Genomic DNA, 12,929 nt, shown 5'->3' with positions numbered 1-12,929 from the left:
TCCGATGCCGCCGGCGGACCGGCGGCATCGGGGTACTGCACCGGGCGGCTCCGCTTAGAAGCGGAAGCCCACTTCCGCCTTGACCTGGCGCGGAGTGCCGATGATGTCGCCGGTCTCGTTGTAGCTCGCGGCCAGCTTCCCGTTCTTGTAGTAGTTGTAGTTCGAGAAGTTGTCGAAGTTGAACACGTTGATGATGTCGATACGTGCGTACAGCTCGGTATCGCCCGGCATCTTGAACGTCTTGGTGGCCTGCAGGTCGACCGAGCGGTAGCCGAAGATCTTGCCACCGACCAGGAACCGGCCGTTGCCACCCGGAACCGCCGCTGCCGGGGTCGGCAGGTTGAAGCCATTGGCCTGCGGCACGCCGTACCAGTCGTTGATCGCGGTCGGGGTGGCCAGGGTAATCTTGCCACCGAAGGTGATGCCCCAGAAGCCCGCATACGAACCGGTCACCACCAGGCGGTGGCGCGGTGCGCCGTTGGAGCGGATGGTCGGGTAGTCACCGATCACGCCGCGGTCGAACGCGTAGTGCTCGTTGATGTCGCGGTTGTGGCGGGCGGTGGTCCAGGTATAGGCGATCGAGGTGCCCCAGCCGCTTTCCTGGGTGAACGGCTTCTGCGCCGACAGCAGGATCTGGGTGGCGCGGGTCTTGATGCCCTGCTGGCCGATGATCAGGCTGCCGAAGCCCGGCACGTTGCAGCTCCAGGCCTGGCTCAGGCCGGCTTCGGTACCGCCGCACAGGCGCGGGTCATCGAAGAACTGGCCGGTCGGGTAGCGGTTGCCCAGGGTGAAGGCGAAGCCATCGTAGGTGAGCGTGCGCGAAATGGTGGCATCGGTCAGCCACTCACCGATCTGGTTGCTCATGCCCAGGCTGAACTGATCAGCGTACGGCACCTTCAGGTTGTTGTTCAGCAGGTCGACTTCCAGGCCTGCATTGCTGGTCGAACCGACCAGGCTCTGCAGGTTGCCGATGCCGTTGAGCAGGTTCGGGTTCCAGTCATAGCAGGCCGCATTGCCCTGGAAGCACTGGCCGGTGGACGGGTTGCGGAAGTAGATGGTCGGCTGCGGCAGGGCCAGCTTGGTGGTTTCCAGCTGCAGGTAGTCGAACAGGTCGCGGTCGTAGGAACGGCCTGCGCCGCCGTGGATCACGTGCTGCTCGTCGGCGTTGATGTCATACGAGAAGCCCAGGCGCGGCTGCCAGGCATTCTTGAATGCCTTGCGGTTGTGGCCGTTGCTGATGTAGTCGTTGATGTTCAGGCCGCTCAGCGCGAGGGTATCGGCGTAGCTCTGACCAGCGGCGGCACGCGGGTCCTGCGCGAACAGCGCATTGACCACTTCCGGCGGGGTCACGAAGTCCAGGTAGGCCGGGTTCTTCTCGTAATCCCAGCGCAGGCCGAGGTTCAGCTGCAGGTGGTCGTTGACCTGCCAGTCGTCCTGGATGAACAGGCCGATCTGCTTGACCTTCGAGCGCACTTCACCGGACACGCCGGACACGCCGGACACCGGCTTCACGAACTGCGCCTTGTACGGAATGCTGTCCGGGAAGGTCGGGTTGTCGATGGTGTAGTAGAACTGCGGGTTGATCTGCGCCGCGTCGGAGGCGTACAGGTCGATCTGCTTGTACTTGGCACCCATCTTGATGGTGTGGTCGCCGGCCCACTCGATGCCGTCCAGGGTCAGGTTGTCTTCGATCGACCAGCCCTTCTGGCCCTTCACCTGCGACGACTGTGCCGAGGAACCGCCGATCGAGACGATGGCGCGCTCTTCGCTGCCGTCCGGCGCGGTGTAGTTGATGCCGTTACCCAGGCTCAGCGGCTTGGGGTTGTTGAACGAGTCCTCGTGGGTGACCATCAGCTCGTTGTAATAACGCTCACCGCTGTGGTTCCAGCGCAGCGCGTAACGACGGTCGGTGTTCTTGGTTTCCTTGCCGTGCATCGGCGCGGTCTGGTCCGAGAACTGCTGCTGGGTTTCGTCACGGTCCTGGAAGGTCAGCTCCAGGCGATCGTTGTCGGTCGGCTCGAAGTCGATCTTGCCGAAGATCAGGTCCTGCTGGAACGGCTGGCTGGCCGGGCCCAGGCCAGCCTGGGCATCGGCCGGAATACGGTTGGCCTTGCTGGTCACCGAACCATGCGGGGCGATGGTCACCGGCAGGTCGAAGCGCTTGGCTTCATAGGTAACGAAGAAGTGGGCCTTGTCCTGGATGATCGGGCCACCCAGGGCGAAACCGTATTCCTTCTCGGCCGAATCTTCCTTGCTCTTGCCCGGCTGGCGTTCGGCCGGGGTCATCGCACGCATGCTGTCGTTGGTGTAACGGTAGAAGGCTTCACCCTTGAACTCGTTGGTACCCGACTTGGTCGCGGCGGTGACGGCTGCGCTGGAGACCTGGCCGTACTCGGCCTTGTAGTTGCCGGTGATGACCTTGTATTCACCGATGGCCAGCTGCGGGAACGGATTGCCGGCGCTGCCGGACTGGCCGGCGACGCCGCCGCCCTTGACGTAGCTCTTCTGGCCCACGCCGTCGATGTAGACGTTGGTGCCGTCGGCATTGGTCGCGCCGCTGCGCAGCGAGGTGTTGCCCTTGGCGTCGCGGGTGAAGATCATGCCCGGCACCGCGTCGGCAAACTCCAGGAAGTTGCGCGAGACCTGCGGGGTGGTCTGGATCTGCTGCAGGCTGACGGTCTTGCCGACTTCCGAGGTGCGCACTTCCTGCAGCAGGGTCGGCGCGACGACGTTGACGGTGTCCAGGTTGGTGGCTGCGGTCGCACCCGGTGTGCTGCTGGCAGCACCGGCGAAGTTCAGCGTCGCGGTCGACGCCACGGTGACGGTGACCTTCTGCGACTGGCCGTTGGCGACCACGTCATAGGTGCCCGGGTCCAGGCCCATCAGCGAGTAGCTGCCATCGGCGCGGATGGTGCCGCGGCGGACGGTACCGGTGGCCACGTTGGTGGCGGTGACTTCGGTGCCCGCCTGGGCGCCGGCGACCTGGCCGCGAAGGCTGGCATTGGCCGACTGCGCCATGACGTTCGGGGCGGCTGCCAGCATCAGGCAGCTGACCAGCGCGGTGCTCAGCAGCCGGCGCGCCGGCGTGCGGAAGGTGGTATGCATCATCAACTCAATCTCCGGGTGGCGGTAACCGCTTGCGCGGTCCCTGCGATCAATCAAAAAAGAAGGAACGCCTCTGGCTTCAACGGCCGGATGGCGGAGTGGTGGAATCGCGAACTATCAAGCGGGGAACCAGGGTCTGCTTGTCCCCTGTCCCATCCGTGGAGGTGCCGTCCATCAACTGCATCAGGCGCGTCATGGCCCGATCGCCGAGCTCGGCGATGCTGACCTGCATGGTGGTCAGCGACGGGTGGACGAAACGCGCCAGTGGAATGTCATCGAAACCGGCCAGGGCGACATCGGACGGCACATGGACACCTGCCTGCGTGAAGGCATACAGGCAACCCAGGGCCATCATGTCGTTGGCAGCGAACACGGCATCGGGCAGCGCTCCGGCTGCCAGCAACTCCTGACCGGCACGATGGCCGGAAGCTTCGTCGAAATCACCGGGCAGCTCGATGCCTTCGGCGTCACGGCCGAAGGCGGCCAGCGCGTCACGGAAGCCGCGCAGGCGCTCGCGCGCGTCGAAGTTGAGGTCCGGGCCAGAAATGAAAGCGATGCGGCGGTGACCGGCGTCGAGCAGGTGGCGGGTCATCGCCATCGCGCCGGCGTGGTCGTCGATGCTCAGCACCGGGTGGTCCTGCCCAGGCAGATAGGTGTTGATCAACACCGTCGGCAACGACTGCGGCAGGTTGTCGGTCAGGAAGCCCGGGCTCTCGGCATAGGGCGAGAGCACCAGCAGGCCGTCGACGCGGCCGCGCATGGCACGCAGGGCGGCGCCCTGCTGTTCCTGGTCACCGTGGTAGCTGGACACCAGCAGGTGCTGGCGGCGGTTGCGGGCGACATTGTCGATGCCGCGCATCAGCTCGGAGAAGAATTCGCCGTACAGGTCGGGCAGCACCACGCCCACCGTATTGGTGCGGCGGCTGCTCAGGCTGCGGGCGGCGGCGTGCGGGGTGTAACGCAGCCGTGCGGCGACCTCCAGCACAAGCTGGCGGACCGGTTCGGCGACATTTTCATGCCCGTTGAGCGCGCGGGAAACCGTGGCCACGGAGACCCGGGCTTCGCGTGCGACGTCTTTGATTGTGATAGCTGCTTTGTTCACGAAGCCGCCCTCCACGGCTTGGACCTACCAGCATTGGCGCGGAATGTAAGCGTTTCCATCTGGGCTTGTAAACAGTCCGTTAGGCGAATGTCCCGAAATGGACATGAAAATCTGTCCCTGGCGAGGCCCGTCAGGACCGGCCAGGACAGTGCGGGACAAGGGCTCAGCCCTGTTCTGACGGGGTATGTGCGCGGATGGACAGCGCGTGGATATCGGTGTCCATCATCGACCCCAGCGCGGCGTAGACCGCCCGATGCCGGGCCAATGGAGCCAATCCGGCGAAGCGTTCGCTTACCACATGCACGTTGAAATGGCCGCGCCCGTCGCGTGCACCGGCATGGCCGGCATGGCGATGGCTGTCGTCCTCGATTTCAAGCACGCTGGGCGACAGCGCCTGCTGCAGTGCATCACGGATCCGCTCGATCCGTTCCGCGTTCACGGCAGGACCTTGCGGAACGGGCGCACCTGCACGCGGGTGTACACGCCTGCGGCCACGTACGGGTCGGCATCGGCCCAGGCCTGCGCCTGCGGCAGCGACTCGAACTGCGCGATCACCACCGAACCGCTGAAACCTGCCGGACCCGGGTCTTCACTGTCCACCGCCGGGCACGGGCCGGCCAGCAGCAGGCGTCCCTCGTCGCGCAGCGCGTGCAGCCGCGCCAGGTGTTCCGGCCTCGCCTGCAGCCGCTGCGCCAGCACATCCTGGCCGTCATAGCCTTCAATCACATACCACACCGGCATTTCCTCGCTTGCGTTGTCGGGTCCGCAGATTCTAGCCAATGCAGCCCCTGCCCCGGTCCGGCTGGACACTGGCGCGGCAAAGGCTTACCCTAGGGTCCATTGCACGTGGCTGGATGCAGCAGCCCGTCGGTTTTTGCGGCCACCGCAGCCCCCGACGACCGATCCGCTGCTTCAAACCGGACCACCTGGCCGGGCCACGTAGACGACCTCCCCGTAGTTCTGTCGCTGCCGTTTACTACGGCGCGTCCTGCTGTTTGATATGTGTGGAATCGCGCCGATCCCGGCGTGTCTGGTGCCCTGGGGCTCCGTGGCGTTGGCCCGGTGAACCCGGTGCCGCGACTGGTCCGATGCAATCCTGATGTCCATTAGATGACTTCCGAACTCGCGCTCGACGCGAACCCGCCAACCCGGCCGCCCGCCCCCCAGCAGCAGGAAATGCCGCTGGCCGTGGTGCATGGGCAACCGGTCCTGCAGATCCCGCAGGACCTGTACATTCCGCCGGACGCGCTGGAAGTCATCCTGGATGCCTTCGAAGGCCCGCTGGACCTGCTGCTGTACCTGATCCGCCGCCAGAACCTGGATGTACTGGACATTCCCGTCGCCGAAATCACCCGGCAGTACGTGGAGTACATCACCGTGATGCGCGAGCTGCGCTTCGAGCTGGCGGCCGAGTACCTGGTGATGGCGGCGATCCTGGCCGAGGTGAAGTCGCGGATGCTGCTGCCGCGCCCGGTCAGCGAGGAAGGCGATGAGGCCGACCCGCGCGCCGAGCTGGTGCGCCGGCTGCAGGAGTACGAACGTTTCAAGCAGGCCGCCGAGGACATCGACGCCCTGCCCCGCCAGGACCGCGATACCAGCCTGGCACACGCCTTCATGCCCGAACGCGCCACGGTGAAACTGCCGCCGCCGGTGGACCTGAAGGAAATGCTGCTGGCCCTGCACGACGTGCTCAAGCGCGCCGAGCTGTTCAGCGGCCACGCCATCAAGCGTGAGGCACTGAGCGTGCGGCAACGCATGGGCGAAGTGCTGGGACGCCTGGAAGACGGCAAGTTCTACCGCTTTGAAGGGTTGTTCACGGCTGAAGAAGGCAAGCTGGGCGTGCTGGTCACGTTCCTGGCGGTGCTGGAACTGGCCAAGGAACAGCTGCTGGACATCGTCCAGGAAGAACCGCTGGCGCCGATCTACGTGAAGTCGCTGGCCGCCGGCAACACCAACGCTCCGCTGCAGTTCAGCAGCGAGTTCGACGACAACGACGACGCCGCCAATGCAAACGAGTGAGCGCTGACTGCCGATGGATCAATCGCTGATCAACCGCATTGTCGAGGGTGCCCTGCTGGCTTCCAGCCAGCCGCTCACCCTGGCCCAGCTGAAGGACCTGTTCCCGGAAGAGGAACCGGCACCGCCGGGCAGCATCGAACGTGCGCTGGAACGCCTGCGCGAGGCCTGCGAAGGCCGCGGCGTGGAACTGGTCGAGGTCGCCTCCGGCTTCCGCTACCAGGTCACCGGCGAAGTGCATGGCTGGATCAGCCGGCTGTGGACCGAGCGCAAGACCCGCTACACCCGTGCCACCCTGGAAACCCTGGCGCTGATCGCCTATCGGCAGCCGATCACCCGCGGCGAGATCGAGCAGGTGCGCGGCGTGGCGGTCAGCAGCAACATCATCCAGGCGCTGGAAGAACGCGAATGGATCCGCGTGGTCGGCCACCGCGACGTGCCCGGCAAGCCGGCGCTGTTCGGCACCACCAAGGGCTTCCTGGACTACTTCGGGCTGAAGCGGCTGGACGAACTGCCGCCGCTGTCGGAACTGAAGGACCTGGGCGAGCTGGAGCCGCAGCTGGCGCTGGACCGCGATGCACCGGCCGTCGCTGGTGCCGAGGGTCCTGACATCAGCGCCGATCCCGATGCAGCCGCCAACGATGACGCCGGCCTGCAGGGCGGCGATGGCAACACCCCCGATTCCGTCGGCGCAGCTGCTGCGCCGGCCACCCATGAGCAAGCACCTTCGCCCCTCGATGATGGGCACCCCGATTCCGCGCCGGGCGAGCGCGCGGTGCCAGTGAACGAACGCGAAGACAACGCCGTCGCGACGACGACCGTGGCTGTTGACCAAGCCGATTCCGAACCAGAGGCCGACCTCGAAACCGTCGGCCGGAGCAAAACTGATGAGTGACACCCCCCGTAACAAGCTCTCGCTGAAGCGCGAAGCCACCTCCGAACAGTTCAAGCTGGAAGAGCGCCTGCACAAGGTGCTGGCCCAGGCCGGCCTCGGCTCGCGCCGCGCGCTGGAACAGCGCATTGCCGAAGGCCTGGTCAAGGTCAACGGTGAAGTTGCGCAGACCGGCATGTCGGTCAAGAGCGGCGACAAGATCGAACTGGATGGCCGTGGCTTCGTCGCCACCGCCCTGGCCGAGCCTTCGCGCGTGCTGGTCTACAACAAGCCGGAAGGCGAAGTGACCACCCGCGATGATCCGGAAGGCCGCCCGACCGTGTTCGAGTCGCTGCCGCCGCTGAAGGGCGCGCGCTGGATCGCCATCGGCCGCCTGGACATCAACACCACCGGCCTGCTGCTGGCCACCACCGACGGTGAGCTGGCCAATGCCATGATGCACCCGTCGTTCGAGGTCGAGCGCGAGTACGTGGTGCGCGTGCGTGCGCCGGAAGGCGAGGAAAAGGTCTCCGACGCCATCGTCGACCGCCTCACCTGCGGCGTCGCGCTGGAAGATGGCCCGGCCAAGTTCGATGAGATCGAACGCATCGGCGGCACCGATTCGCACGACTGGTTCCGCGTCGTGGTGAAGGAAGGCCGCAACCGCGAAGTGCGCCGCCTGTGGGAATCGCAGGGCTGCCAGGTCAGCCGCCTGAAGCGCACCCGCTATGGCAAGGTGAGCCTGCCGCGCGAACTGGCCCGTGGCCATTCGGTGGAACTGGGCACTGCACAGGTGGAAGCCCTGCGCGCGCAGCTGAAGCTGGAAGAAGGCGCACCGTCGGCACTGACGCTGCAGCCGGTGATCGGCCAGCGCCGCGCCGCCAAGACCACCGTGCGCGTGCGCGAAGGTGGCCGCGGCAATGCCTACGTCAACGGCCACAACACCGCCGACGAAGGCCGCGAGCTGCGCCGTTTCGACAACGTCCGTGAAGACCGCGGCCGTGGTCGCGGCGGCAAGGGTGGCGGCTTCAAGGGCGGCCTGACGGTCAGCGGTGAAGCGGCAGCCAAGCAGTCGCAGAAGCCGTTCAAGCAGCGCGCCCAGAAGAACGATCGTTCGCTGCCGGAAGGCAATCCGGCGGCGTTCCGCACCTGGTACGTGCCGGATGGCGTGAGCACCGGCCCGAGCGGCCATCGCAACGCCGGTCCGGGCGCACGTGGCCCGGGTGCCCGTGGCCCGGGTGCGGGCGGCCAGGGCCGTCCGTATGGCAAGCCGAAGGGTCCGGGTGCAGGCGCCGGTGGCGGCCAGGGCCGTGGCGGTTTCGGTGGTGAAGGCCGTGGCGGCGCAGGCGGCCAGGGTCGTCCGGCCGGTGCGGGCAACCGCTCACAGGGCCAGGGCAACAAGCACCCGTACGGTCATCCGGGCAATGCCCCGAGCTTCCCGTCCGACCACGCCACTCCGGGCTTCAACCCGTATGGCAGCCCGAAGCCGGCACAGGGTGCCCGTCCGGGCGGTCGCGGTCCGGGCGGTGGCAACAACCGTGGCCCGGGCGGCAACCGTGGTCCCGGTGGCCCGGGCGGCAACCGTGGCCCGGGTGGCCCCGGTGGCAACCGCGGTCCGGGCGGCCCGCGCCGCAGCGGCCCGCGCGGCGGCTGATCAGCGCCCCGACCGAAACACGAAACCCCGGCTCCGGCCGGGGTTTTTCTTTAGAAAAAGGGGACGGAGGGGATTAAGTCGTTTTTGCCTCAAATGGGCGAAAACGACTTAATCCCCTCCGTCCCCTTTTTTGCGTGGCGATGGCGGTGGTCCGGCCCGGCTCAACGCCGGCTGATGGTGAAGGCGGCGCCGTCCACGCCCAGATCCCAACCCTTGCCGGTGCCGGACAGGGCCAGCGAGATGTCGCCCTTGGTCATCACCTGCGCGTTGCTGGACTTCACCGCGCCCGCATGCGCGCCAACCGAGGCGTAGGTGCCCAGCAGCTCGTTGACGCTCACCGCGCCGGTGAAGCTGCCACGGCCATTGGTGATCTTCGACTTGCCCACGGTCAGGCCGCCGCCCTTCATTTCGATGCGCACCGGCAGGCTTGTGCCGTTGCTGCAGCTGACCGTGCCATTGCCGGAGGCGGTCTTGTAGATCAGTGACCAACCGGACAGGTTGTAGCGCAGCTGGCAATCGAGGTTGCCGGCAGCGTGCGCGGCCGGGGCCAGCGTTGCAGCGGACAGGGCCAGCAGCAGGGCGAAGGACTTGTTCATGGCAGGACTTCCAGTTCGGTCGGACTGCCGGCGAATCTAGCAGCGCGCGCGTGCACGCTGGATGCAGGCGCGCGCGTTGGTGCGGCGGCGTTCAGGCCGTCGCTCAGGCCTGTTCGTCCAGGTGGAAGGCATCGGCATCGAGCATCGCCGGGAAGCGTGCGCGGTGCGCGGCCAGCGCCTCGGCCGAGATGGTGGTGGTGACCACCTGTTCGCGCTCGCGTATCTCCACCTGCGGCTGGCCGAGGAAATCCAGCACCGCGCTGTCACCGGCGTAGTGCAGCTGGTTGCCATCGACACCGACGCGGTTCACCGCCGCCACGAAGCACAGGTTCTCGATCGCCCGCGCACGCAGCAGGGTCTTCCACGCATAGGCGCGCGCCGACGGCCAGTTGGCAACGAAGATCTGCAGGTCGAAGTCCAGCTGCTGCGGGCGCTCCACGTTGTAGCGGTTGCGGCAGAACACCGGGAAACGCAGGTCGTAGCAGACCTGCGGATTGATCCGCCAGCCTTTCCATTCCACGCTCAGGCGCTCACGGCCAGCGGCATAACGCTCGTGCTCGCCGCCGTAGCGGAACAGGTGGCGCTTGTCGTAGCACTGCAGCCCGCCATCAGGCGTGGCGAACAGCAGGCGGTTGTAGACGCCGTCGCCCTCGCGCAGCTGCACGCTGCCGATCACCGCCGCGTCCAGCACCTTCGCCTGTTCGCGCACCCAGGCCACGGTCGGGCCGTCCATGCCTTCGGCCTGGGCGATGGCTTCGTTGGAGAAGCCACTGGTGAAGGTCTCCGGCAGGATCACCAGGTCGGTGGTGCCGGCCAATGGGGCCAGCAGCGCGCCGTAGTACTCACGGTTGCCCGCCGGGTCGTGCCAACGGGTGTCGCCCTGGACGAGGGAAATGCGCAGGTCCTGCATGTCCGCTCCTCCGCTCACAGCAGGCGCAGGCGTTCGATCGCCGCGTCCATGGTCGCTTCATTCTTGGCGAAGCACAGGCGCACCAGGCGCTGGCCGGCCGGCGGATTCTCGTAGAACGGCGACAGCGGGATGGCGGTGACGCCCTTCTCGATGGTCAGCCACTTCACGAACTCGTGGTCCGGCAGGTCGCTGATGGCCGAGTAATCGACCAGCTGGAAGTAGCCGCCCGGGACCGGCAGCGCCTTCAGGCGCGTGCTGGCCAGCTGCTCGCGGAAGCGGTCGCGCTTGGCCTGGTAGAACGCGCCCAGCTCCAGGTGGTGTTCGGGCTCGTCGCGGATCATCGCGGCGAAACCATACTGCGCCGGGCCGAAGCTGGTGAAGGTGTTGTACTGGTGCACCTTGCGGAACTCGGCGGTCAGCGCTGGCGGGGCGATCGCATAGCCGATCTTCCAGCCGGTGCAGTGGTAGGTCTTGCCGAAGCTGGAGATGACGAACGCGCGCTCGCGCAGTTCCGGGTAGCGCAACGCCGATTCATGGCGGCGGCCGTCGTAGATGATGTGCTCGTACACCTCATCGGAGATCAGGTAGATCTGGGTGCCGCGCAGCAGCTCGGCCAGCGCCTGCATGTCCTGCGCCGACAGCATCGCGCCGGACGGGTTGTGCGGGGTGTTGACGATCAGCATGCGGGTGCGCGGGGTGATCGCCGCACGCACGCGGTCCCAGTCGACCGCGAACGTCTGCGGATCGAGCGACACATGCACGGCCTTGGCACCGGCCAGGTCGATCGCCGGTTCGTAGCAGTCATACGCCGGGTCGAGCACGATCACTTCCTCGCCGGCACGCACCACGGCGTGGATGGCGTTGAAGATGGCCTCGGTGCCGCCGCTGGTGACGGTGATCTCGCTGTCCGCGTCGACCTGCGCGCCGTAGCAGTCCAGGGCCTTCTGCGCGATGGCCTGGCGCAGCGGCGCCACGCCGGTCATCGGCGGGTACTGGTTCAGCCCGGCGGCCATCGCCCTGGCGGTCTCGTCGATCAGGCGCTGCGGCGCCGAAAAATCCGGGAACCCCTGCCCCAGGTTGACCGCGCCATGTTCGGCGGCGAGCTGGGACATCACGGTAAAGATCGTGGTACCGACCTTGGGCAGCTTGGTGGTGGGTTGCATCGGCCTGGGGAATATGGGGAGACAGACGCCTGAGTTTACGCAATCCCCGCCTCGGTAGTGCCGGCCGCTGGCCGGCAACCTCGGCCAGACAACCTGCGCTGGGGGCCATTGCCGGCCAGTGGCCGGCGCTACCCCGTGAATTCACCGCTACAATTGCCGCCGCACTCCGGCATGAAGACCTTTGCCCCTTGGACACCCCTGCATTGCTGGCCGCCAGCGGCCTGAGCTTCTCCCGCAATGACGAGCCGGTGTTCGGCCCGCTGGACTTCCATGTGGACGCCGGCGAGGCCCTGCTGGTGCAGGGCGGCAATGGCGCCGGCAAGACCACGCTGCTGCGCGTGCTGGCCGGCCTGGCCCGGCCCGGTGCCGGCCAGGTGCGGATCGACGGCAAGCCGGCCAGCAATGCCGAGCGCGCGCGCTATGTCGCCTATCTCAGCCACCTGCCGGCCCTGAAGCCCGACCTCGGCACGCTGGAAAACCTGCACTTCCTGTGCGGCCTGCACGGCCGGCGCGCGCGGCAGATGCCCGGCAACGCGCTGGCCATCGTCGGCCTGGCCGGCTACGAGGACACCCTGGTACGGCATCTGTCGGCCGGGCAGAAGCGGCGGCTGGCACTGGCGCGCATCTGGCTGTCGCCGGCGCCGCTGTGGCTGCTCGACGAACCCTACGCCAACCTCGACCTGGAGGGCATCACCCTGGTCAACCGGATGATTTCGGCGCACCTGCGCGCCGGTGGCGCTGCGCTGGTCACCACCCACGGCGCCTATGCGGCACCGCCGGTGCGTACCCGCCAGCTCGACCTCGGCGGTGCCGCATGATCGCGCCGGGCACCGAACCGGGCCTGTGGCAGACCGCAGGCGCCCTGCTCAAGCGTGACCTGCGCCTGCTCTGGCGCCGCCGCGGCGACGCGCTGCAACCGCTGCTGTTCGCGGTGCTGGTGGTGGTGCTGTTCGCGCTGGCCCAGGGCCGCGAACCACAACTGCTGGCCGCCACCGCCGGCGCGGTGCTGTGGCTGGCCGTGCTGCTGGCGGGGCAGCTGTCGCTGGATTCGCTGTTCCGTTCCGATGCCGAGGACGGCTCGCTGGAACAATGGCTGCTGGCACCGGTGCCACTGGCCTGGCTGGTGCTGGTGCGCGTGCTGCTGCATTGGGCCACCACCGCCCTGCCGCTGATCGCGGTCAGCCCGCTGCTCGCCGAAATGCTGCATCTGCCGCATGACCAGCTGCCGATGTTGCTGGCATCGTTGCTGCTGGGAACGCCGTTGCTGAGCCTGATCGGTGGCGTGGTCGCGGCACTGACCGTAGGCATCCGACGCTCTGGTATTCTCGTGGCGCTGCTGTCGTTGCCGCTGTACGTGCCGGTGCTGGTGTTCGGCGCAGGCAGCCTGGCGGCAGCCGGACGCGGGCAGGATCCGGTCGGTGCGCTGCTGATGCTGGGCGCCGGCCTGCTGGTCGCGCTGGTGCTGGCTCCGCTGGCCACCGCCGCTGCAATACGCATTTCTCTGAGTTGACC

12 protein-coding genes are annotated in these 12,929 nt (G+C 67.1%); 5 read left to right on the top strand and 7 right to left on the bottom strand.

The annotated features are described in order from the left end of the window. Positions 1–54 precede the first annotated feature (54 nt). The 4 genes from B9Y64_RS10730 to B9Y64_RS10715 form a co-directional block, all read right to left on the bottom strand. On the bottom strand, positions 55–3,108 hold the full coding sequence (locus tag B9Y64_RS10730) for a TonB-dependent receptor (protein WP_100440637.1): 3,054 nt from the start codon (positions 3,106–3,108) through the stop codon (positions 55–57). A gap of 76 nt (positions 3,109–3,184) precedes the next feature. Then, the gene (locus tag B9Y64_RS10725) at positions 3,185–4,222 is read right to left on the bottom strand and encodes a LacI family DNA-binding transcriptional regulator (protein ID WP_100440636.1); all 1,038 of its coding nucleotides are present in this window, start codon (positions 4,220–4,222) and stop codon (positions 3,185–3,187) included. A gap of 148 nt (positions 4,223–4,370) precedes the next feature. Next, entirely contained in the window at positions 4,371–4,646 is a 276-nt protein-coding gene (locus B9Y64_RS10720) for a BolA family protein (protein WP_100440635.1), read from the bottom strand. After that, the gene (locus tag B9Y64_RS10715; RefSeq protein ID WP_014037825.1) at positions 4,643–4,942 is read right to left on the bottom strand and encodes a YciI family protein; all 300 of its coding nucleotides are present in this window, start codon (positions 4,940–4,942) and stop codon (positions 4,643–4,645) included. The genes B9Y64_RS10720 and B9Y64_RS10715 overlap by 4 nt, the downstream gene beginning before the upstream one ends. A 375-nt stretch (positions 4,943–5,317) precedes the next feature. Between B9Y64_RS10715 and B9Y64_RS10710 the strand changes: the two genes are divergently transcribed. From B9Y64_RS10710 to B9Y64_RS10700, 3 genes are read left to right on the top strand one after another with little or no spacing between them, the layout of a single operon-like run. Then, positions 5,318–6,226: a segregation and condensation protein A gene (locus tag B9Y64_RS10710; RefSeq protein ID WP_087923091.1), complete on the top strand. Its 909-nt coding sequence runs from the start codon at positions 5,318–5,320 to the stop codon at positions 6,224–6,226. Positions 6,227–6,239: 13 nt separating this feature from the next. Continuing rightward, entirely contained in the window at positions 6,240–7,118 is an 879-nt protein-coding gene (gene scpB, locus B9Y64_RS10705; RefSeq protein ID WP_100440634.1) for an SMC-Scp complex subunit ScpB, read from the top strand. Then, entirely contained in the window at positions 7,111–8,748 is a 1,638-nt protein-coding gene (locus B9Y64_RS10700) for a pseudouridine synthase (RefSeq protein WP_100440633.1), read from the top strand. The genes scpB and B9Y64_RS10700 overlap by 8 nt, the downstream gene beginning before the upstream one ends. A 161-nt stretch (positions 8,749–8,909) precedes the next feature. On the opposite strand, the gene B9Y64_RS10695 is transcribed toward B9Y64_RS10700, so the two are convergent. The 3 genes from B9Y64_RS10695 to B9Y64_RS10685 form a co-directional block, all read right to left on the bottom strand. Next, positions 8,910–9,344 (bottom strand): hypothetical protein, encoded by a 435-nt coding sequence (locus B9Y64_RS10695; RefSeq protein WP_100440632.1) that lies wholly within the window; start codon positions 9,342–9,344, stop codon positions 8,910–8,912. A gap of 103 nt (positions 9,345–9,447) precedes the next feature. After that, positions 9,448–10,254 carry an amidohydrolase gene (locus B9Y64_RS10690; RefSeq protein WP_100440631.1) on the bottom strand — a complete coding sequence of 269 codons (807 nt, stop codon included), beginning with the start codon at positions 10,252–10,254 and terminating at the stop codon, positions 9,448–9,450. 14 nt (positions 10,255–10,268) lie between these two features. Then, complete coding sequence (locus B9Y64_RS10685) at positions 10,269–11,417, bottom strand: pyridoxal phosphate-dependent aminotransferase (RefSeq protein WP_032129783.1); 1,149 nt, start codon at positions 11,415–11,417, stop codon at positions 10,269–10,271. A gap of 188 nt (positions 11,418–11,605) precedes the next feature. Here B9Y64_RS10685 and ccmA point away from each other — a divergent pair, with 188 nt between their 5' ends. After that, positions 11,606–12,235: a heme ABC exporter ATP-binding protein CcmA gene (gene ccmA / locus B9Y64_RS10680; protein WP_032954317.1), complete on the top strand. Its 630-nt coding sequence runs from the start codon at positions 11,606–11,608 to the stop codon at positions 12,233–12,235. Further along, positions 12,232–12,927 carry a heme exporter protein CcmB gene (ccmB, locus tag B9Y64_RS10675; protein WP_100440630.1) on the top strand — a complete coding sequence of 232 codons (696 nt, stop codon included), beginning with the start codon at positions 12,232–12,234 and terminating at the stop codon, positions 12,925–12,927. Before ccmA ends, ccmB begins: the two co-directional genes overlap by 4 nt. Positions 12,928–12,929: the final 2 nt, after the last annotated feature.

This window comes from Stenotrophomonas maltophilia (assembly GCF_002799245.1).
In the GTDB taxonomy this organism is placed as follows: domain Bacteria; phylum Pseudomonadota; class Gammaproteobacteria; order Xanthomonadales; family Xanthomonadaceae; genus Stenotrophomonas; species Stenotrophomonas maltophilia_S.
This window is presented reverse-complemented; position numbering and strand designations above follow the sequence as displayed.